The sequence below is a fragment of the Sulfitobacter sp. F26169L genome (assembly GCF_026410285.1).
Lineage (GTDB): Bacteria > Pseudomonadota > Alphaproteobacteria > Rhodobacterales > Rhodobacteraceae > Sulfitobacter.
The window spans coordinates 274,913-295,829 of record NZ_JAPMLP010000002.1 but is presented as its reverse complement, the minus strand read 5'-3'; the positions used below and the strand labels follow the sequence as shown (position 1 = coordinate 295,829).

Genomic DNA, 20,917 nt, shown 5'->3' with positions numbered 1-20,917 from the left:
TTTATGCTACCTTCGCGGCGCGCAAAAGCTCCGCCTCATAACGTTTCAGGGTAAGGCGTGCAGCTGTGGGATAACCGGTGCCGGTATCAGGGTCTAATTCGGGGAAAATACTGTAAATCTCCTTCACGGCATCGGCCTCGAAACTGCATGCGGTCTGCGGACCGGGTAAAAAGCTTTCGGTCTCCAGACCTTCGGAAAATACAACCTGATGGCGGTCAAACAGCAGATGCACATACGTCACCTCGCCGCCTTCGCGACGGGTGATCGAGTGATCGTTTACGAGATCGCGTGCAGCGACCAGCACTTCGGCCTCGCCGAATAACAGCTCTGCAAGATTGTCCTTGATCAATACGCGATGTAGCGGCGACACTAGCAAATCACGGTGCTGGCCAATGGTATTGGCGCGAATATGAATTGGTGCAAAGTCGCCTATGGCCGGTACGTTCCGCGTCCCGACCCAGCGCAGCGGCTGTGCCCCTTCATCTTTGGTCATCACCAGTTCGCCCGGCAGCAGCGTTTCAGCTCTCCGGTCGCCGTGCGGCGTTGCAATCAGTGTCCCTGCAACAAAACACGGCACAGAGGTCGCGTTGACAAAACCAACATCGGTGTCCGTGCCGTTGTCGATTGTATAGGTGAAGTTAAAGTCTTCTTCGTCACCGTCGCCGACCACATTAAAGGTGCCATCGGCGTTCAGGGTCACCTGCTGCCCCGTCGGCAGCGTAATTGCAGTACCCACTGTTACGGGTTGGCCGTTGATATGGGTGATGGTCATTGTGCCGGGACCGCCGTTCAGATCGTTTGACAGTACGTCCAGTGTGGTTGTTCCGTCCGGGTAGACATTCACATCATCCGATACGGCCACCAGCTTGGTCTGAACCGAGTTCCCCGCGATCAGTATGTTGGAGTCATATTGCGTATCCCCCACATCCGCCAATGCGATACGCATGGTGTTTGTCTGGTTGGGAATGACATTCATTGTCAGCGTCAGGGTGATGGTGAAGCCGTCCATCTCAGTGTTGTACGCGTCGCCCGTATTGTCGACGTACATGTTGATGTTGTTAGTGGTCGAGATGTTGTAAGGGTCTGTTTCGCCATCTCCCACGTCATGCTCAACCTGTTGGCCATTGATCCAGACGCCAAAGAAATCCTGATAGATCGAATTTGCGAATTCGGGATATTCCTCGGAGCTGAATACGAACTGCATCGTCAGCGTGTCACTGTCAGGGGTGAAATCAATATCCAGCGTTGCGGCATCATAGGTACGTGCGCCAGCCGCATTGTTGTATTGATAATAGTTATTCGTGCCCGAGGTATTTGTTGAAGTATTGGTATTCTGGTTTGACTGTCCGGAAGAGTTTGTAAAATCCTCAACCTCACCGGTTGAGAGAATAATACCTGTATCGCCCGGGGTTACGCCCGGCGACGTGGTGCTCCCGCCCGAGTACGTACCCGCACTGTCCTGATCTCCATAATATGTGGCACCGTTGACGATCACACCGTTGCCGAAGATCTCTTGCGCCATTTGCGTGGCGGTTGTGCCTTCGCGTACCGTTTCAATAGCGAGTTCGGATGCTGCTACCATGTTACTGCCTCAAACCATTCAAAAGGAGACAGCACACATCGCAGATAGACAGGGGTATGCCCCTGTTCCTGATCATGTCCGTATTTTCCGGACGCATCCGCCCCTGTTTTCAGGTGACGAATCTGCTCATACCCTGCCTCGGGTTATTTATTATGAGGTAAAGCTAACACAATTTTGACATAAATGAAGCGGGATTTCATGTGGGGGGATGGGGCTGGCACTTTTGTACCACAGAAGGGATAAGGGATTCGTGTTGAATAAGGAGCGCGCCACATGTCCAAATCCACCCCTGTCGACTCCGTAGAACTCACTGCGGCGCTGGTGCGCTGCCCCTCTGTCACGCCGGCGGATGGGGGTGCGTTGGACATTGTGCATGATCTTTTGGCATCGGCGGGATTTACTTGTGCGTGGGCGGATCGTGGCGGTATCCGCAACCTGTTTGCGCGTTGGGGCGCGAAAGGCAACACACGCAGCTTCGGCTTTAACGGTCATACAGATGTAGTGCCCATAGGGGATGAAGCGGCGTGGACCATGCCGCCCTTTGGCGCCGAAATCAAAGACGGCGTCATGTACGGGCGCGGCACCACCGATATGAAATCGGGCGTAGCTGCGTTTGCTGCGGCTGCCGTTGATTTTGTTAAAAACACGCCACCTGATGGTTCCATTTTAATCACGGTCACGGGTGACGAAGAGGGTGAATCTGTTGATGGTACACTGGCGCTGCTTGAGTACATGGAGCAGAACGGCGAGCGGATGGATGTCTGTTTAGTGGGAGAGCCGACCTGTCCGAACACCATGGGCGAGATGATCAAGATCGGGCGTCGCGGCTCCATGACGGTCAAGTTCCGCGTGATCGGCAAGCAGGGTCATTCTGCCTATCCGCACCGCGCCAATAATCCGCTGCCCGCGATGGTGCGCCTGATGGACAGGCTTGCCAGTCACGAACTGGACACAGGCACCGAACACTTTGACGCATCAACGCTCGCGATTGTAACCGTGGATACGGGTAACCCCGCCACCAATGTCATTCCGGCAGAGTGTGCCGCGACCGTAAATATACGTTTCAACGACAGCCATTCCGGCGAAAGCCTGAGCGCGTGGATCAAAGAGGAAGTGGCCGCAATTCGTGACGCGTTTGGCGTGCAAGTTGAAACCGAAGTAAAGATCTCGGGCGAAAGCTTTATCACACCGCCGGGTGAATTATCGGCCATGGTGGCAAACGCGGTGGAGTCGATCACCGGTGTGGCGCCAGAACTGTCAACCACAGGCGGTACGTCCGATGCGCGGTTTGTGAAGGCCCATTGCCCTGTCGTAGAATTCGGGTTGGTTGGGCAATCCATGCACCAAGTGGATGAACATGTGCGGGTCGAGCATATCCATGAATTGAAGGCGATCTATTCGCGCATCCTTCAGGATTATTTTGCATGATCGACATCACCGAAACAGACGACAGGCAAGCGTGCTATGCCCTGCGCCATACCGTGTTTGTGCAGGAGCAAGGCTATACCGCGGAGGGTGAGGTTGATGCATTAGACCCGTTAAGCCATCATTTGCTGGCGCAGCAAAACGGCACGCCTGTCGCTACAGCGCGGGTATATATTGCGGAAGGAACCGCCAAGATTGGTCGCGTCTGTGTTTTGAAAGAACTGCGCGGTACGGGTCTGGGTGCAGATCTGATCCGCGCCGCGGTCGAACTGGCCACGCGACAAGGCGCAGACCACGCCATTCTGGGCGCGCAGGTTCACGCGATCGGCTTTTACGCAAAGCTGGGTTTTGAACCCTACGGCCATCCATACGATGACGAAGGCGAGCCCCATCAAATGATGCAGCGGACCCTGTGAGGCGAACTGTTGTTGTGATGCTGAAAGAGCCGCGCGTCGGGCGGGTCAAGACGCGGCTGGGCCGTGATATCGGTATGGTGGCTGCGGCGTGGTGGTTTCGCCATCAGGTGCGCGCGCTGCTGCGACGCATTAGCGATCCGCGCTGGAATGTTGTGCTGGCTGTTTCGCCTGATTGTGCGGGCATGGTGTCGCGCGTCTGGCCAACCCATCTGCCGCGTATCCCCCAAGGCAGTGGTAATCTGGGCGACCGGATGGCGCGGGCCTTGCGCAGCGCCCCTGTCGGTCCCGTCTGTGTTATTGGCGGTGATATTCCGGACATCAACGCGGCACGAATTCAGGAGGCATTCGTAGCGCTGGGAAGGAGCGATGCGGTTTTTGGGCCTGCAACCGATGGGGGGTACTGGCTGATCGGGTTGAGCCGTGTACGCGCCATCCCGCCCGTCATATTTTCCGGCGTGCGCTGGTCATCGCAACACGCGTTGGCGGATACTATCGCAACACTGCCGGATCATCGCATCGCTTATGTCGCTTGCCTGCGTGATGTCGATACGGCTGATGATTTAAATTGATGTGACGCGCCCCTGTCACCGTGCTACCTGCTGATACATGAAAAAAATACCTACCAAGCAAGAGATCCTGAGCTGGATCGAAGAGAACCCGACCCTGACCGCCAAGCGCGACATCGCCAAGGCGTTCGGCATCAAGGGGGCTGCCCGCATTGATCTTAAGCGGCTCTTGAAAGAGCTGGAGGCCGAAGGCCATCTGGAGAAGCGCAAGAAGTCCTACTCCGATCCCGAGCGTTTGCCGCCTGTAAGCGTGCTGATGATCATTGGCGCGGATGGTGACGGCGATCTCTATGCCAAACCGATGGAGTGGGGCGGCGAAGGTGTAGAACCTGTAATCCTGATGATCCCGCGTGCCGCCGATCCGGCGCTGGGCGAAGGCGACCGTATTCTCGCCCGTCTGACTTTGGTGAAAGGCGAAAAACACCACTATGAAGGCCGCCTGATCCGCCGTATCGGGACCAACCCGAAAAAGATCATGGGTATTTTTCGCACCCACACTGAGGGGGGGCGCATCCAACCCATCGACAAAGGTGCGGACAAGGAATGGGCCGTGCCTGCGGATTATACCGGAGGCGCGCAAGACGGTGAATTGGTCGAGGCAGAGCTTGCTGGCCCCAAGGGTCGCATGGGCCTGCCGCGTGCGCGTGTCGTTAACCGTCTAGGCGATCCTTCTGCGCCCAAAGCAGTTTCGTTGATCGCGATTCACGAGCATAACATACCGGATGAGTTTCCCGATGATGTGATCGCCGAGGCGGATAATGCAGAACCCAAGGGCCTGAAAGGTCGCGAAGACCTGCGGGAGCTTCCGCTGGTGACAATCGACCCGTCTGATGCACGTGACCACGATGATGCCTGTTTTGCGCAGGCCGATGATGATCCGGCGAACGAGGGGGGGCACATCCTCTGGGTCGCGATTGCGGATGTCGCCGCCTATGTCACGCCCAATTCGGCGCTGGACCGGGAGGCGCGCAAGCGCGGAAACTCGACCTACTTTCCCGACCGTGTCGTGCCGATGTTGCCGGACCGTTTGTCGGGTGATCTGTGCTCCCTTCACGAAGGCGTTGATCGCGCCTGTATCGCGGTGCGGATGGTGCTGGATGCCCATGGCAACAAACTGCGCCATGATTTTCACCGCGCCCTTATGCGCTCTCCTGCCAGTTTGCATTATGAAGAGGTGCAGGATGCGATGGACGGTAGGGAAAACGACCGCACCGGGCCTTTGCTAGAGACTGTTATCAAGCCGCTTTATGCTGCTTACGGTGCCTTGGTCACAGCGCGCAAAGTACGTCAGCCGCTTGAGCTTGACCTGCCGGAGCGGCGGATAGAACTGGATGATGATGGCACTGTCCGTTCTGTCAATTTTCGCGAGCGGCTGGATGCCCACCGTCTGATCGAAGAATTTATGGTGCTGGCGAATGTGGCCGCTGCCGAAACGCTGATTGCCAAAAAAACGCCTTTGCTGTTCCGCACCCACGAAGAACCGACGCCGGAAAAGCTGGATGCCCTGCGCGAAACCGCTGCGGCGGCGGGATATACACTGGCCAAAGGGCAGGTTTTGCAAACCGCGCACCTCAACCGTCTTCTGGATCAGGCGGCGGGCAGCGATGATGCGGAACTGATCAACATCTCGACGTTGCGTTCCATGACACAAGCCTACTACGGGCCGGATCACATCGGCCACTTCGGCCTTGCGCTGCGGTCTTATGCGCATTTCACCTCGCCCATCCGCCGTTACGCCGATCTGATTGTTCACCGTGCGTTGATCACGGCGCATGGCTGGGGCAAAGACGGACTGTCAAAGCATGACATCGACGATATGGAAGCCACAGGCGCACATATCTCCGATACCGAACGGCGCTCGATGATTGCAGAGCGTGACACGAACGACCGCTATCTGGCGTCTTTTCTGTCGGAACGTGTGGGCAATGAAATGACAGGCCGGATCAGCGGCATTGCCCGTTTCGGCGCGTTTGTGAAGCTGGACGAGACAGGCGCAGACGGGTTGATTCCAATGCGCAACATCGGCCGCGAATATTTTCACCATGATGCAGATGCTGGCACGCTGATGGGCGCTGATACGGGTATGACGATCGGGTTGGGCCAGCGTGTGACGGTACGTCTGGCCGAGGTAACGCCGGTCACAGGGGGGATCGCGCTGGAACTGCTGGAGATTGACGACGAGAAAATCCCGCAAGGCCGCAAAAGCCCGGCAGGTCGAAGCCCTCGCCGTAAAGGGGCGAAGGCCAAAGGCAAAAAGGCAGCGACCAAGCGCAAAGTGACGCGCAGCCGTCGTTAACCCATCTCATCGGCACAGCGCGCGGTAAAGACGCGCAGCGCTGGATCGTTTGGAACGCCGTCGGGCCAAAGGCATCGCACGGGCCAAAGACCGCCCAGCCGGAACCTGACTGCTTTTCGCAGGAAAGGATCAGGTTTAGATTGCCTAAAACCGTTTCACAAAGGGTCTTATCATGCGTGGTATCACATTTTTCTTGATGCTGATGGCATCGTCAGCCGGAGCGCAGACAAGCACACCGGACGTGGTGCGCACGAATGAAGGTTTGCAGGAGTGGATTTTGGCATTCCGGCCCAAAGCACTGGCATCCGGTGTCACAGCCAGGACGTACGACACGGCGATGTCTGGCGTTACCTTTGCTACCAAGGTGGTAGAGCGTGATCGAAACCAATCTGAATTTACCAAAACCATTTGGGACTATCTTGAGACTGCCGTTTCCGATCTGCGGATTTCCAATGGTAAGGCAGCGCTGGCAAAGCAAAAAGCGGCGCTCGAAGCTATAGAAGCCAAGTATGGTGTACCTGCCGAAATAGTGACGGCAATTTGGGGGTTGGAAAGTGCTTATGGCACATTTCGCGGGACTGATCCGGTTGTCACATCAATGGCGTCACTCGCTTATGATGCGCGGCGTGCTGCCTTTTTCGAGAATGAACTGATTTCTGCCCTTAGCATCGTTGATGCGGGCCAGGCCAATCTGGAAAACCTGAAAGGTAGTTGGGCCGGTGCGATGGGCCACACGCAATTCATGCCAAGCTCGTTCTGGGGGTATGCTGTTGATTGGACTGGGGATGGCAAGCGCGACATCTGGGGTGATGACCCCCGTGATGCATTGGCATCAACCGCTGCATACCTCGAAGGACACGGATGGGTTTCGGGCCAGCCCTGGGGTGTTGAGGTGAAAATCCCCGAAGGCTTTGATTACTTGCTGGCCAACCGTGAGGTCTTAAAAAGCCCGAGCGATTGGGCAGCTTTGGGGGTCATGGATACCGATGGTAAACGTGTGCTGGATCACGGGCCTTCGTCAATCCTGCTGCCTGCGGGTGCAGAGGGCGCGGCGTTTATGGTTTTCAAGAATTTTGAAGTGCTGGAAAGCTATAACACGGCTGATGCCTATGTGATCGCGGTTGGCCATCTGGCAGACCGGATCGCAGGTGGCGCGCCGTTGCAGGGAAGCTGGCCCACAAAAGACCGCGCGCTGAGTTTTGACGAGCGGATCGAGCTCCAGAAGGAGCTGACTGCACAGGGGTTTGATACACAAAAAATCGATGCCAAGATCGGGCCGCTTACGGTGAATGCTGTGCGGGGCTGGCAGGTATCGCAGGGGTTGGTGCCTGACGGCTATGCCTCCCCCCGCATACTGGATCTTTTACGCTCAGCTCGGTGACATCCCGCGCAACCGTTCGGAGCGGCGGCGCAACAGTTCTACGACAGTCAGCAGACAGATCGAAATTCCTACAAGAATTGTCGCAACCGCCAGAATTGTCGGGCTGATCTGTTCGCGCAAACCAATGAACATCTGCCATGGCAGGGTTTTCTGGCCAGACGATCCGACGAACAAAACCACAACAACTTCGTCAAAGGAGGTAATGAACGCGAACAGGCCGCCTGAAATTACACCGGGAAGGATAAGTGGCATCTGAACGCGGAAAAAGGTGGTCACGGGGTTCGCGCCCATATTGGCCGCCGCACGCGTAAGAGAGCGGTCAAACCCCACCAGCGTGGCGGTGACAGTGATGATCACAAATGGAATACCAAGCGCCGCGTGCGCCAGAACCACGCCCACATAAGTGCCTTGAAGGCCGATGCGGCTGTAGAAAAAGTACATACCGGCAGCAGAGATAATCAGCGGCACAATCATGGGAGAGATCAAGATGGCCATGATTGCGCGACGGAACGGCACATGAGGCTGGCTGAGGCCAATGGCGGCAAGCGTGCCGAATGACACAGACAGCAGCGTCGCCACAGGAGCAATCTTGAGCGAATTCCACATCGCGTTCTGCCAGTCAGCATTGGTGAAGAAATCGCGATAATGCTTAAGCGAATACCCCGCCGGATCAAAGCGCAGCATTTCAGGCGTGAAGGTAAAGAAGTTCTCGGCGTTGAAGCTGAGCGGCATGACCACAAGGATCGGAGTGATTAGAAACACAAATATCGCACCGCATATGACGCGGAAGGTAAAGTGCCACAGAACCTGTCCGGGTGTCAGATAGGGCGGAATTTTTGCACGATAGCGTCCCTCGTATAGCCAAAAGGTGAGAAAGCCGAAAAACCAGCCAAAAAAGATGCCAATTAACAATCCGGGAATACCCGCAAGAGCGAACCCGCCCAACGCGATGAGGAGTGTAAGGCCCCAGCGGGCGGCTTTTTCGTTTTTGATCAACTTGGTCAGAATAAATGCCAACGCCCCCATAAGGATCGCGCCGCCTAGAACGCCCGCAATCAGGTTACCTTGGCCTGTGCCGATGAAGACGCCGAAGAACGCGCCGAAGGCCGCAACAACCGGAACATAAAACGTCGGTTCGGTGCGTGAGATGGGTGTGAGTGCAACCATGGGTCTGCTCCTTATCCGAGTTTCACGTTATCAATGCCGACGATCTTGTCGTAAGCGTAATACAGCAGCAGCACGGCCGCCAAGAGAATCGCGCCCAGCGCGGCACCAAGACCCCAGTTCAGCGAGCTGGAGATATGATAGGCGATCCGGTTCGAGATGAATGTTCCCGACGTACCACCCACAATCGCAGGGGTGATATAGTAACCGATGGCCAGAATAAAGACGAGGATACTGCCCGCCCCGATACCGGGAATGGATTGCGGGAAGTACACGCGCCAGAACGCGGTCCAGTTCGTTGCGCCCAGCGATTTCGCCGCACGCAGATAGCTGGGCTGGATCGTCTGCATCACAGAGTAAAGCGGCAGGATCATAAACGGCAGCAAAATATGTGTCATCGCGATGATCGTGCCTGTCTGGTTGTTGATCAGCGCCAATCGGTCATCTGTGGCCACAAGCCCCAGCCAGACAAGCGTATCGTTGATGACACCTTCCTGCTGCAGCATTACTTTCCAGGCCGAGGTGCGGACCAGAAGAGACGTCCAGAACGGCAGTAGTACAAGGATCAGCAGCAGGTTAGCTTGGCGAACGGGCAGGTTTGCCAAAATCCACGCCACCGGATAGCCCAGCAGAATGCACGAGCCCGTGATCACAACCGACATCACAATCGTACGCCAGAACAAAATCCCGTAAATGCGTTCGTTTTCGGGGCGAAGTTCGGGGCCGTCCACCGATTTTTGCATGTCGACCGCGTTCAGGAAATAGCCGGACGTATATTTCGGGCTGTAAACCTTGATGGTCTGCCAGACATCCAACGCGTGCCAGTCTTTATCGATATCGCGGAAGGCCTCGGAAAAGTTCACTGTCTCAAATGCAGGTGCGGCTGCGGCTGCTGCTTTCAGCTCTGCTGCAGCGGGGCCGGTATAGGACGCGACGCTGTTCTGGCCTGTCAAATCCGCATGCAGTGATGAATACACAATCGCCCACGGATCTTTCTTATAAAGATTGTCTTCGTCCTGGTTCTGGATGAAGTCTGCAAACCGCACATAGGTTTCGGTCGTGGCAGGCAGCATCTCTGCGATACCTTCGCGCAATTCAAACGGTGGCTGTTTACCGTCGGATTTTTTCCAGCCGTCCATCGCGACAAGCCAGCCATCGCTGGCCATCAAGCTGTTCCAGTTCTCGCCGGTCTTCCAGAAATCATCAAGATCTTCGAATTGATCCTGATAAACCTCTCCCATATCGTCAACCTTGCGGCCGGTTTTGCGAAACAACGATGAAACACCCGTCAGTTCATAATTCAAACGCGAGCCGAGGCGTGTGTGCAGTTTTGCTTCTTTGGCAAAAAACATGTCGTCGTAGAGCGCCTCGAATATCGGCTCCTGCGGAAATTCGGTGCCTTTTGCATCCCATTCCGCCAGCATATCTGTGGTGCGCGGTAATGTGTTGGACACGATCTCGTTCTCGACCGAGCGGAACAGCATATCAGCAATCGGCGCGATAAATGTAACCAGTACAAAGATCAGAAGCGGGCCGATCAGCGCCAAGGCCCGTACTTTTTGCAGTCGCAATGCACGGTTTAGTGACTTCTTCAGCGGCGTGCCATCTGCAGCCAGCATGGGCCCCGTATGGGCGGCATCCGCAGCGCGCGCCTCTGCGGCGGAAGATGCGGCGGTTTGGACTGTTGGTGCGTCGCTCATGGTGTCCCCATCGGCTTGGTCGGAAATGGTAAATTAACTAACAAATCTAGTGCGGAGAGGGCCGCGATGGGCCCCCTCCATAAGCTGCATCAGCTTATTGTACCAACCACGCCTGGAATTTGGCGTCGATGTCATCACGGTAATCTGCCCAGAACTCGTAGTTATACAAGAATGTGTTCTTGGCGTTTTCGGGATCGGTCGGCATGTGTGGGGCCATATCGATGCCCAGTTCTGCGTGCTTGTCCACCAGCGGTGCGGAGGATTTACGTGCAGGACCGTAGGCGATGTATTTCGCCTGATCTGCCAGACGCTTTGTGTCTGTTGCGAACATGATATAGTCCAGCGCGCGTGCCTTACGCTCGTCTGTCAAGCCGGTTGGAATGATCCATCCGTCAAGGTCGAACACCTGCGCGTCCCACAGCATTGCAACCGGCTGGTTCTGTTCTTCGATCAAGCTGAACAGACGGCCATTGTAGGTGGAACCCATAATCACTTCGCCATCGGCCAATAGTTGTGGCGTATCGGCGCCGGCTGACCACCAGACAACGTTGTCTTTGATCGTCGCCAGTTTATCCAGCGCTTGCTGCTGGCCTTCGGCTGTTTCCAGCACGTCATAGACTTCGTCTTTTGCAACGCCGTCACACAGCAGCGCCCATTCCATGTTGTTGATCGGGCGCTTTTCCAGCGAACGCTTGCCGGGATATGCTTCCAGATCGAACAGTGCACAGATATCTGTCGGGGCTTTGTCACCCACTAGATCGGTGCGATAGCCAACTGTTGTGGAATATACGATCTGCGGGATAAAGCAGTCGCCCACCAACAGGTCGCCAAAATCGTCGGAAGCTTTGGAGCCGTCATCGCCATCGGCAAGCATTTCGTCAGGGTCGATTTCCATCGCCAGACCTTCGTCGCAAAGACGGAGGGCATCGGCTGCAACAACATCGACAACGTCCCATGTGACATTGCCTGCTTCGTTCATCGCGCGCAGTTTGGCCACCGCCTCGTTCGAGGATTCGTCATTGATGATTTTGACGCCGGTTTTTTCCATGTAGGGGTCGTGATAAGCCTTTTGCTGGCTGTTGGAGTATGCCCCGCCCCAGCTTACGATTGTCATCTCGTTGGCCATATGGCTCTCAGCAAAAGACATGCTAGCCGCGACTGTAAGCGCGGTTGATGTCATCAGAGTTTTTGTAAGATTCATTCTTTTCTCTCCCAGTTTTATCCCGTTGCGGTATTTCAAGGCGACAACAACGGGTTTAGCTGCCACCCTTTATAGATCACGCCGCAGAGTGTGCGGCGCGATACATCATGCGCGGTGGTCTTATGCGTCCAGCGCGCGGCAATCTTCGGGCAGCCAGCCGATTTCGATCTGGGTGCCGGGTGTCAGGCGATCCTGATCAGGTGCGTTGCGGGTCTTGATGACAAAGTCGTCCCTGCCTGCAACACGTAGGCGTGTGCGGAAAATATCACCCATATAAATGAATTCCAGCACTTCGGCTTTCAGGGTAAATGCGTCTTCCTGCAAGCGTTCCCTGTTATATTCCACCCGCTCGGGGCGGATTGAAACGCGGGTGCGTTCACCGGCTTTCGAGACGTTGACCGGCTTCGCATCGATTAATTCACCGCTGTCCAGTTTGACAATCGCGATACCGTTCCTGATGTCCTGTACGGTGCCTTCTAACGTGTTATTCTCACCAATAAATTGCGCAACAAAACTGTTTTCTGGCTCTTCATACAGTTTGTCCGGTGGCGCAAGCTGCTGGATGCGGCCATCGTCAAACACCGCCACGCGATCGGACATGGTGAGGGCTTCGGTCTGGTCGTGGGTTACGTAAACAACGGTGATCCCCAGATCATGCGCCAGCTTGGTGATCTCGAACTGCAGGGTCTCGCGTAACTGTTTGTCCAGCGCGCCCAGCGGTTCGTCCATCAACACAAGCTCGGGTTCGAACACAAGTGCGCGCGCTAGTGCGATCCGCTGCTGCTGGCCCCCTGACAACTGCGCAGGACGCCGGCCCGCGAAATCACGCATCTGCACCATGTCGAGGGTGCGCATGATTTTTTCCTCGCGTTTGGATTTGCCCATTTTGCGGACTTCCAGCGGGAAAGACAGATTCTCGGCAACTGTCATATGCGGGAACAGGGCGTAGTTCTGGAAAACCATGCCGATGCCGCGCTTGTGAGGCGGGATGTTATTGATCGAAACGCCATCTAGGCGGATGTCGCCATACGTTGCCGTCTCAAATCCGGCAAGCATCATCAGACAGGTCGTTTTACCCGACCCCGATGGCCCAAGCATTGTCAGAAATTCGCCTTTGGGCAGGCTTAGGTTCAGATCTTTGACGACAAGGTTCTCGCCGTCATAGCTCTTTTGCACACGTTCAAATTCGACAAACGCGTCGCTGGATTTAGTATTCGCCAAATGTATGGCTCCCCGTAGTCTTTATTATTTTTAACATTGCGTCTGACTAAACGCATGCCTGCCCCTCTTTGCAACTGGATAAAGCTAGAAATGTTACAAATAAGCTGATTCAAGGCAAATTGCCTAAATTTCCATCAAATATCGGTAGAATGAACTGCAAAAAACGGGTCCGGAGATGAATCACTATGTCCGGACCCGCATCCCTCACGAAGCGGTTTTCAGCATGTCACCGTCTTTTAGCGCTTTATAAGTCTCGTCCAGTGCGAGTTTGGCGCGGGTGTGGAACACGTCAATCTCTTCCGGTGTGATAACCAGCGGCGGGGAAATGATCATGCGATCCCCGACGTGACGCATCACCAGATTGTTGGCAAAGCAGCGTTCACGGCACATGAATCCAACGGTCCCTTCATCCATTGCGAATTTGGCGCGGGTGTCCTTGTTCGGGGTCATCGGCAGCGAGGCCATCATACCCTTCACATTCACGCCGCCGACCAGCGGATGTTCTCCCAACTTCTCAAGCGCAGCGTGAAGGGCGGGGCCCGCCACGTTGTTTACATGATCAAGAACGTTTTCATCCTGCAAAAGGCGCAGGTTTTCCAACGCCACAGCGGCGCAGACGGGGTGGCCCGAATAGGTGTAGCCGTGGTTGAATTCGATTGCGTTGATTACTTCTGCGATTTCGTCACATACAATCGATCCGCCAATCGGTACGTATCCCGAGCTTAGACCCTTTGCGATGGTCATGATATGCGGTTTGATCCCCATCGTCGTGGAGCCGAACCAGTTGCCTGTGCGCCCGAACCCGCAGATCACCTCGTCAGCGATGATCAGGATATTGTGCTTGTCACAGATACGCTGGATTTCCGGCCAGTAGGTGCTGGGCGGCACAATCACGCCGCCTGCGCCTTGCACCGGCTCTGCGATAAACGCAGCAACATTCCCCGCTCCCAGTTCGAGGATTTTCTCTTCGAGTTCCCGGGCGCGCAGCAAGCCGAAATCTTCTGGCGTGTGATCGCCACCCTCGGCCCACCAATCAGGCTGCCCGATGTGATGAATTCCGGGAATCGGCATGCCACCCTGTGCATGCATATATGCCATCCCACCTAATGAGCCCGATCCCATGGAAGAGCCGTGATAGCCGTTTTTCCGGCTGATGATGTGTGATTTTTCGGGGTGCCCTTTTTCCGCCCAGTAGGTGCGCACCATCCGCAGGTTTGTATCATTCGCCTCGGAGCCGGAACCGGCGAAGAATACATGGTTCAATCCTTCCGGTGCCAGCTTTGCCAATTCGGCAGCGAGCGCAAGCGCAGGTGTGTGGGTTGTGTTGAAGAATGTGTTATAATAGGGCAGTTCCGCCATTTGGCGGGTAGCAACCTGTACCAGTTCATCGCGACCATAACCGAGATTCACACACCATAGACCCGCCATCGCATCGAGAATTTCGTTCCCCTCGCTGTCGCGCAAATAGATGCCTTTGGCACTGGTGATTACGCGCGCGCCACGCTCACCCAACTCATCATTCGTGGTAAACGGATGCATGTGGTGGGCGGCATCTAGTGCTTGCAATTCGGCGGTGGGAAGATGGTTGGATATGATGGTCATGAAAGGCCCCTATAGGCTAATGTATGGCTGAGCTTAAAATATGATCAAATTCTTGCGCGGTCAATCTTGCTGTGGATTGTGATGTTTCCGTTTGCGCAAAAGTATTTGCGCTCAAATGTTCTCAAAAGAGGGTAATCGACATGTTTTGCCTTGGCAAACAGTGCGAAATTTGATCATCTTTTCGCCAATGCCGGGATCAACCCGGTGTAACTGATGGGAGTTCCGTAAATGATCAAAGCACTTTTGACTGGTACCGCGGCTGTGTCGCTGCTGGCTGGCATGGCCATGGCTGAAGAAGTACGTGTGTACAACTGGTCCGACTATATCGACGAAGAATTGTTGGCCAAATTCGAAGAAGAAACCGGCATCAAGCTGATCTACGACGTCTTTGACAGCAACGAAGTGCTGGAGACAAAATTGCTGGCTGGCGGATCGGGATATGATGTTGTTGTGCCATCGGGTACGTTCCTGCAACGTCAGATCACTGCGGGTGCGTTCCAGAAACTGGATATGTCCAAACTGCCTAACATCTCGAACATGTGGGGTGTAGTGACAGACCGGACAGAGCAGTATGACCCTGATAACGCCTATTCCATCAACTATATGTGGGGCACCACTGGCATCGGTGTGAATCTGGGCAAGGTGCGTGAAATCCTTGGTGAAGACGCACCTGTTGATTCACTCGAACTGGTTTTGAACCCTGATAACATGTCCAAACTGGCAGAATGTGGTGTGCATTTCCTTGATGCCCCCGCCGAGATGCTGCCTATGGCGCTGAAATACATCGGCGAGGATCCAGACAGCCATGACCCCGAAGTTATCGCGAAAACCGAAGAGGTCTATGCCAAGGTCCGGCCCTACATCCAGAAATTCCACAGCTCTGAATATATTAACGCCTTGGCAAATGGTGACATCTGTGTGGCTGTCGGCTGGTCCGGCGATATCTTGCAGGCGCGTGATCGCGCGGCAGAAGCTGATAATGGTGTAGAAATTGCTTATCATGCGGCCAAGGAAGGGGCGCAGATGTGGTTCGATCAGATGGCGATTCCGGTTGATGCGCCAAACGTCGAAGCAGCACACAAATTCCTGAACTTCATCATGGATGCCAAGAACGCTGCGGCGGCTTCGAACTATGTTTATTACGCCAACGGCAACAAGGCCTCGCAAGAGTTCCTGCTGGAGGATGTGATCGGCGATCCGGCGATTTATCCTGATGATGACACGCTGGAAAACCTGTTCACCACCACCCCCTACCCCCCAAAGGTGCAGCGCGTGGTGACACGCACATGGACCAAGATCAAATCCGGTACTTGATCTGTCAGACAGCGGGGCGGCGCGCACAGGTGCCGCCCCATCCAAACGCGGCGAACGCAAGGAATATCACCCGTGAGCACAACCGTCTTCGCCCCTTGGGACGACCCGAACGCAAAACCCCTGATCCGGTTCAAAAACGTTACAAAACGCTTTGGCGAATTTGTTGCGATTGATGACCTGACGCAGGATATCTACGAAAGAGAATTCTTTGCCCTGCTTGGCCCGTCGGGCTGTGGCAAAACGACAATGATGCGCATGCTCGCGGGATTTGAAAGTGTTTCGGAAGGCACAATCGAACTGGCCGGACAGGACATTGCAAACGTACCGCCAAACCAGCGCGCAGTGAACATGATGTTCCAATCGTATGCCTTGTTCCCGCACCTGAGCGTTTACGACAACATCGCTTTCGGCCTCAAACGGGACAAGATGCCGAAAGACAAGATTGACGCGCGGGTGTCAGAAATGCTCAAGCTGACGCGGCTGGAGAAATTCGCCCGCCGCAAGCCGCACCAGATATCAGGTGGTCAGCGCCAGCGTGTCGCACTGGCGCGCAGTCTCGCCAAGGGGCCAAAGTTGTTGCTGCTGGACGAGCCGCTGGGCGCGCTGGACAAAAAACTGCGGCAGGATACCCAGTTTGAATTGATGGATATTCAGGAAACGACCGGCACCACCTTTGTCATCGTGACCCACGATCAGGAAGAAGCGATGACCGTCGCATCGCGCGTGGCCGTAATGGATGAAGGCCGGATCATTCAGGTGGCCACCCCAAGCGGTATCTATGAAACGCCCAACAGCGTTTATGTGGCCGATTTCATCGGTGACGTGAATATTATCAGTGGCACTGCCCAGGCAGCCAAGAAGGGGCAATATTACGTGGATTGGGGGGTCAACCAAGCGCCAATTCTCGCAACCTCCGAGCGGCCTTTCAGCGAGGGGCAGGAGTGTCATCTTGCCATCCGCCCTGAAAAAATCTCGATCACCAAGGAAAAGCCGGAAGAAGCTGAAAATGCCGTTGAAGGCAAGGTTCTGGACATCGCCTATCTGGGAAATCTCAGCACCTATCACGTGGAATTGCCGGGGGGGCAGATCATCAAGGCGCAGACCGCAAACACCCGCCGCCTGTCGCGCCGTGATATCACATGGGAAGATTCCGTCTGGATCCGATGGAACGCGACCGCCGGAGTGCTTTTGGCAGAATGAGTTTTCTGGAAAGCCTCTTTCTGAACTATCTGCCCTTGGCCGCAATTATCGTCGGCCTGATATGGTATTTTCGCAGGCCCGTAAAACGGCCCCCGCCAATACAGGCACCTCCCGTCAGTCCTCCCGAACTGCCCGATCTAGAATTGCCACCGCTCAAGGACAGATTGCGTGTGTTTGCACATGACATGTCAAACGGTCATTCCGGTTTGCTCAGGTTTGTCGATGATATGATGGCGCAAGGAGTGCTACCGTCTGATGCGCCGGAAGATTGGGAAATTTGGGATCAATATGATGATGGTGCTGGCCCCGAAGATTTCGGTGGTATCGTTGTGCAAGCACTTGTGTCGATCCATTTGAACACAGATGCCGTCATGCCATTGGTGTATTTTGACTGGAAAGAAGACACCGAGGAGGCTGCGGCACAGTTTGACGAATTGTTCGAGAGAATGACTGGCAAGACGGGCACGATCCTTTCCAAAATAAACGCTCTGCCTGAAAATATTCGGTACGCTAAAACCGGCCCCGAGGTCACGGCGGCCTTTGCAAGGCAAGGGTTTGAAACCAGCGGTTTCAAACTGTTGGAAATTACGCCGCCGATGGGTTGGGATGCTTATCTGTTTGCCGCTGTGCCCAGACGCCTTGGCAGGCGCTGGAACATGCGTGCGCTGCGCGCAACGCACGGGATGGACAGCAGAAAGGATATTTCGGTGAAGGACGCCTATTTTGCTGCGGCCCTCTTTATGGAAGAGCAACGCCCTGCCGGTGTGGACTATTTCAAGAACCGTACAGGTGAGGTAAGCCTTACCGTCACACCTTACTGGGAGGAAAACTGATGCGCAGATTTGCATTGATTGCGGTGCCATACATATGGCTGCTGGCGCTTTTTCTGGTTCCCTTTCTGATCGTGTTCAAGATATCGCTTTCGGACACTGCGCTCGCGATCCCGCCCTATACTCCGACGCTGAAGGACGGTTTTGGCGCGTTGATCCAAGGGCTTGATTTTGAGAATTTCAAGTTTCTGACAAGCGATGATCTGTATTACAAAGCCTACCTGAGCAGTTTGAAAATTGCCCTGTTCTCCACAATTCTGACTTTGCTGGTAGGGTATCCGATGGCCTACGGTATGGCCCGCGCCCCGCAAGAATGGCGCGCAACCTTGATGATGTTGGTGATCCTGCCTTTCTGGACCTCGTTTCTGATCCGCGTGTATGCGTGGATCGGTATCCTGAGCAATGAAGGACTCCTGAACCAGTTCCTGCTGTCTATCGGTTTGATTTCAGAGCCGCTGACGATACTGAACACCAACACGGCCGTGTATATCGGGATCGTCTATACCTACCTGCCATTTATGATCCTGCCGATCTACGCGCAGCTTGAGCGTATGGATGACAGCCTGATCGAAGCAGCAGAAGACCTTGGCTGTTCGCGCCTCTCCGCATTCTGGCTTGTAACGGTGCCGCTGTCCAAAAACGGAATAATCGCGGGATGTTTTCTGGTGTTCATTCCGGCGCTGGGCGAATTCGTTATCCCTTCGCTGCTGGGTGGTTCTGGCACGTTAATGATCGGCAAGGTTCTGTTTGAGGAGTTCTTCAACAACCGTGACTGGCCGGTGGCCTCGGCGGTGGCAGTTATTCTGCTGTTGATCCTGATCGTGCCGATCGTGCTGTTCCAGCGAAACCAGCAAAAGCAGGCGGAGGCCGAAGCATGAAACGTCTGAGCATCTTTAACGTCACATCGCTGACCCTCGGGTTCACCTTTCTGTACCTGCCTATGGTCCTACTGGTGATCTACAGCTTCAACGAATCCAAACTGGTCACGGTATGGGCAGGCTTTTCAACCAAATGGTACGGCGAATTGCTGCGCGATGAAGCGTTTTTAAGTGCCGCCTGGATTACGCTCGAAGTGGCAATTATCTCGTCTACGTTCGCAACTATCTTGGGAACGATGGCGGCCTATGTGCTGGTGAACAGCGGCCGCTTCTTTGGCCGCACACTGTTTTCCGGTATGATCTATGCGCCGCTTGTTATGCCCGAAGTAATCACGGGCCTGTCGCTTCTGTTGTTGTTTATTGGCATCGGTCTTGATCGTGGTGTGCTGACAATCGTTCTGGCGCATACGACTTTTTCGATGTGTTTCGTGTCGGTTGTTGTTTCGTCTCGGCTGGTCAGTTTTGACCGCTCGCTGGAGGAAGCGGCCCTTGATCTGGGGTGCAACCGTTTTGATGCCTTCCGGCTTGTGACGCTACCAATTATCGCGCCTGCCGTGATTTCAGGCTGGCTTCTGGCCTTCACGCTCAGCCTTGATGATCTGGTGATCGCATCGTTTGTGTCCGGTCCGTCATCAACCACCTTGCCGATCAAAATCTGGAGCGCGGTGCGCCTTGGCGTTTCGCCAGAAATAAACGCGCTTTCTACATTGATGATCGGGATTGTGACGGTTGGTGTGATCAGTGCTTCATTGGTGTCCAAGCGAAATTCGGTGCGTGCCCAAAGAGATGCACAGGCGGCAGAGCGTGGCGCGTGAAGCGTCTGTTTAATGAGTACGCTTATGGCGAAGGTCCCCGCGCCGGGTGTTGGTGGGATGAAACCTGTGAGATTCCTGCGCAGCCCGAATTTTCGGCGGCGGCGCGAACTGATGTTGCTATTATCGGCGCAGGTTTCACCGGACTGACTGCGGCGCTGTTTCTGGCGCGTGCGGGTATCACTGTAACCGTGCTGGAGGCACAGCGCATTGGCTGGGGCGCATCGGGCCGCAATGGCGGCTTTTGCTGCTTGGGTGGCGGAATAGCAGATGACGCGGCTCTTGATAGCCGCTTTGGCACCAAGGGGCGGGTTGAATTCCGCCGAACCGAGGTGGCAGCGATCCAGTTCGTTGAAAGCATAATTGAAGAAAACACCATTGATGTTGATCGCCATTCGCACGGTGAGACATCCCTTGCCCATCGGCCCAAAGATCTGGATGCTTTGAAAACACATGCCGGGAGTATTGCGGAAAATTACGGCGTGCCCCATCAAATACACAGCGCGGAAGATCTTGCGCCAATGGGCATGGCTGGCCCGTTTCATGGGGGTCTTACGGTTGAAGCAGGGTTTGGCCTGAACCCGCGCAAATACATCCGCGGGCTGGCGCGCGCTACGACGGCAGCGGGCGCTCAAATATTTGAAAAAAGCCTCGTAACCTCGATGGACAACCGGATCGACGGTTGGGCACTGAAGGTGAATGGCCATACGTTGAAAGCTGATCAAGTTATTTTGGCAACTAACGGGTATTCATCCGAAAACCTGCCTGATTGGTTGGCAGGGCGTTATATGCCCAGCCAATCCAACGTCATTGTCACCCGCCCGCTGAGCGATGATGAACTGGCCGAAGCCGGATGGACCAGCGAGCAGATGGCTTACGATACCCGCAATTTGTTGCACTACTTCCGCCTGATGCCGGACCGGCGTTTTTTGTTCGGTATGCGGGGTGGATTGCGTAGTGGAGCGAAAGCCGAAGCAAAGGCCAAAGCAAAAATTCGCACGGAATTTGATGCAATGTTTCCGGCGTGGCAGACGGTCGAAGCAGCGCACGGATGGTCAGGAATGGTATGTCTTGCCCGTGATCTGATGCCGTTTGTCGGGCAAGTCCCCGACCAGCGCGGATTATGGGCCGGAATGTGCTACCATGGTAACGGCGTCGCGATGGGCAGTTACAGCGGCGCATTGCTGGCGCAGCTGGTGCAGGAAAAGACACCGGATTTGATTTATCCCGAAACGATACGACAACCCTTGAGACGTTTCGAACTGGGCAGGTGGCGCCGCGCGGTTATGCCGTTTGCCTACGCTGCCTTCATGCTTGCCGACCGCTAAA

17 protein-coding genes are annotated in these 20,917 nt (G+C 55.1%); 11 read left to right on the top strand and 6 right to left on the bottom strand.

The genetic code is table 11. From position 1 onward, the window contains the following. Window position 1: 1 nt before the first annotated feature. Window positions 2-1,582: a Hint domain-containing protein gene (locus OS189_RS05620; protein ID WP_267166309.1), complete on the bottom strand. Its 1,581-nt coding sequence runs from the start codon at window positions 1,580-1,582 to the stop codon at window positions 2-4. Window positions 1,583-1,855: 273 nt separating this feature from the next. Between OS189_RS05620 and dapE the strand changes: the two genes are divergently transcribed. From dapE to OS189_RS05595, 5 genes are all read left to right on the top strand, one after another. Beyond that, window positions 1,856-3,010, top strand: coding sequence for a succinyl-diaminopimelate desuccinylase (gene dapE, locus OS189_RS05615; protein WP_267166308.1), 1,155 nt, complete (start codon window positions 1,856-1,858; stop codon window positions 3,008-3,010). Continuing rightward, window positions 3,007-3,423, top strand: coding sequence for a GNAT family N-acetyltransferase (locus OS189_RS05610; RefSeq protein WP_267166307.1), 417 nt, complete (start codon window positions 3,007-3,009; stop codon window positions 3,421-3,423). The genes dapE and OS189_RS05610 overlap by 4 nt, the downstream gene beginning before the upstream one ends. Next, entirely contained in the window at window positions 3,420-3,992 is a 573-nt protein-coding gene (locus OS189_RS05605) for a TIGR04282 family arsenosugar biosynthesis glycosyltransferase (RefSeq protein WP_267166306.1), read from the top strand. The genes OS189_RS05610 and OS189_RS05605 overlap by 4 nt, the downstream gene beginning before the upstream one ends. 37 nt (window positions 3,993-4,029) lie before the next feature. Next, entirely contained in the window at window positions 4,030-6,285 is a 2,256-nt protein-coding gene (rnr, locus tag OS189_RS05600; protein WP_267166305.1) for a ribonuclease R, read from the top strand. 172 nt (window positions 6,286-6,457) lie between these two features. Beyond that, on the top strand, window positions 6,458-7,666 hold the full coding sequence (locus tag OS189_RS05595) for a lytic murein transglycosylase (RefSeq protein ID WP_267166304.1): 1,209 nt from the start codon (window positions 6,458-6,460) through the stop codon (window positions 7,664-7,666). Here the strand turns inward: OS189_RS05595 and OS189_RS05590 are convergent. The 5 genes from OS189_RS05590 to OS189_RS05570 all read right to left on the bottom strand — a co-directional run bounded on the left by OS189_RS05590 (window position 7,655) and on the right by OS189_RS05570 (window position 14,554). Further along, entirely contained in the window at window positions 7,655-8,833 is a 1,179-nt protein-coding gene (locus OS189_RS05590; protein WP_267166303.1) for an ABC transporter permease, read from the bottom strand. The genes OS189_RS05595 and OS189_RS05590 overlap by 12 nt on opposite strands. A gap of 11 nt (window positions 8,834-8,844) precedes the next feature. Next, window positions 8,845-10,530 carry an ABC transporter permease gene (locus OS189_RS05585; RefSeq protein WP_416237453.1) on the bottom strand — a complete coding sequence of 562 codons (1,686 nt, stop codon included), beginning with the start codon at window positions 10,528-10,530 and terminating at the stop codon, window positions 8,845-8,847. 94 nt (window positions 10,531-10,624) lie between these two features. Beyond that, window positions 10,625-11,731: an extracellular solute-binding protein gene (locus tag OS189_RS05580; protein WP_267166302.1), complete on the bottom strand. Its 1,107-nt coding sequence runs from the start codon at window positions 11,729-11,731 to the stop codon at window positions 10,625-10,627. A 120-nt stretch (window positions 11,732-11,851) separates the two neighbouring features. Further along, the gene (locus tag OS189_RS05575; RefSeq protein ID WP_267166301.1) at window positions 11,852-12,952 is read right to left on the bottom strand and encodes an ABC transporter ATP-binding protein; all 1,101 of its coding nucleotides are present in this window, start codon (window positions 12,950-12,952) and stop codon (window positions 11,852-11,854) included. 204 nt (window positions 12,953-13,156) lie between these two features. Then, complete coding sequence (locus tag OS189_RS05570) at window positions 13,157-14,554, bottom strand: aspartate aminotransferase family protein (protein ID WP_267166300.1); 1,398 nt, start codon at window positions 14,552-14,554, stop codon at window positions 13,157-13,159. 228 nt (window positions 14,555-14,782) lie between these two features. On the opposite strand from OS189_RS05570, the gene OS189_RS05565 reads away from it, so the two are divergent. The 6 genes from OS189_RS05565 to OS189_RS05540 all read left to right on the top strand — a co-directional run bounded on the left by OS189_RS05565 (window position 14,783) and on the right by OS189_RS05540 (window position 20,916). Continuing rightward, the gene (locus OS189_RS05565) at window positions 14,783-15,868 is read left to right on the top strand and encodes a polyamine ABC transporter substrate-binding protein (protein ID WP_267166299.1); all 1,086 of its coding nucleotides are present in this window, start codon (window positions 14,783-14,785) and stop codon (window positions 15,866-15,868) included. Window positions 15,869-15,940: 72 nt separating this feature from the next. After that, window positions 15,941-17,068 carry an ABC transporter ATP-binding protein gene (locus tag OS189_RS05560; RefSeq protein ID WP_267166298.1) on the top strand — a complete coding sequence of 376 codons (1,128 nt, stop codon included), beginning with the start codon at window positions 15,941-15,943 and terminating at the stop codon, window positions 17,066-17,068. Then, window positions 17,065-17,901, top strand: a complete 837-nt coding sequence (locus tag OS189_RS05555) for a hypothetical protein (RefSeq protein ID WP_267166297.1) — start codon at window positions 17,065-17,067, stop codon at window positions 17,899-17,901. The genes OS189_RS05560 and OS189_RS05555 overlap by 4 nt, the downstream gene beginning before the upstream one ends. Next, window positions 17,901-18,776 carry an ABC transporter permease subunit gene (locus OS189_RS05550; protein WP_267166296.1) on the top strand — a complete coding sequence of 292 codons (876 nt, stop codon included), beginning with the start codon at window positions 17,901-17,903 and terminating at the stop codon, window positions 18,774-18,776. The genes OS189_RS05555 and OS189_RS05550 overlap by 1 nt, the downstream gene beginning before the upstream one ends. After that, window positions 18,773-19,591, top strand: a complete 819-nt coding sequence (locus tag OS189_RS05545) for an ABC transporter permease subunit (RefSeq protein ID WP_267166295.1) — start codon at window positions 18,773-18,775, stop codon at window positions 19,589-19,591. The genes OS189_RS05550 and OS189_RS05545 overlap by 4 nt, the downstream gene beginning before the upstream one ends. Next, on the top strand, window positions 19,588-20,916 hold the full coding sequence (locus OS189_RS05540) for an NAD(P)/FAD-dependent oxidoreductase (RefSeq protein ID WP_267166294.1): 1,329 nt from the start codon (window positions 19,588-19,590) through the stop codon (window positions 20,914-20,916). The genes OS189_RS05545 and OS189_RS05540 overlap by 4 nt, the downstream gene beginning before the upstream one ends. Window position 20,917: the final 1 nt, after the last annotated feature.

What these genes read in the sequence shown, in the direction of transcription:
- OS189_RS05620 (WP_267166309.1), bottom strand. Translation starts at nt 1,582, where the DNA reads ATGGTAGCAGCATCCGAACTCGCTATTGAAACGGTACGCGAAGGCACA.
- dapE (WP_267166308.1), top strand. Translation starts at nt 1,856, where the DNA reads ATGTCCAAATCCACCCCTGTCGACTCCGTAGAACTCACTGCGGCGCTG.
- OS189_RS05610 (WP_267166307.1), top strand. Translation starts at nt 3,007, where the DNA reads ATGATCGACATCACCGAAACAGACGACAGGCAAGCGTGCTATGCCCTG.
- rnr (WP_267166305.1), top strand. Translation starts at nt 4,030, where the DNA reads ATGAAAAAAATACCTACCAAGCAAGAGATCCTGAGCTGGATCGAAGAG.
- OS189_RS05595 (WP_267166304.1), top strand. Translation starts at nt 6,458, where the DNA reads ATGCGTGGTATCACATTTTTCTTGATGCTGATGGCATCGTCAGCCGGA.
- OS189_RS05590 (WP_267166303.1), bottom strand. Translation starts at nt 8,833, where the DNA reads ATGGTTGCACTCACACCCATCTCACGCACCGAACCGACGTTTTATGTT.
- OS189_RS05585 (WP_416237453.1), bottom strand. Translation starts at nt 10,530, where the DNA reads ATGAGCGACGCACCAACAGTCCAAACCGCCGCATCTTCCGCCGCAGAG.
- OS189_RS05580 (WP_267166302.1), bottom strand. Translation starts at nt 11,731, where the DNA reads ATGAATCTTACAAAAACTCTGATGACATCAACCGCGCTTACAGTCGCG.
- OS189_RS05570 (WP_267166300.1), bottom strand. Translation starts at nt 14,554, where the DNA reads ATGACCATCATATCCAACCATCTTCCCACCGCCGAATTGCAAGCACTA.
- OS189_RS05565 (WP_267166299.1), top strand. Translation starts at nt 14,783, where the DNA reads ATGATCAAAGCACTTTTGACTGGTACCGCGGCTGTGTCGCTGCTGGCT.
- OS189_RS05555 (WP_267166297.1), top strand. Translation starts at nt 17,065, where the DNA reads ATGAGTTTTCTGGAAAGCCTCTTTCTGAACTATCTGCCCTTGGCCGCA.
- OS189_RS05550 (WP_267166296.1), top strand. Translation starts at nt 17,901, where the DNA reads ATGCGCAGATTTGCATTGATTGCGGTGCCATACATATGGCTGCTGGCG.
- OS189_RS05545 (WP_267166295.1), top strand. Translation starts at nt 18,773, where the DNA reads ATGAAACGTCTGAGCATCTTTAACGTCACATCGCTGACCCTCGGGTTC.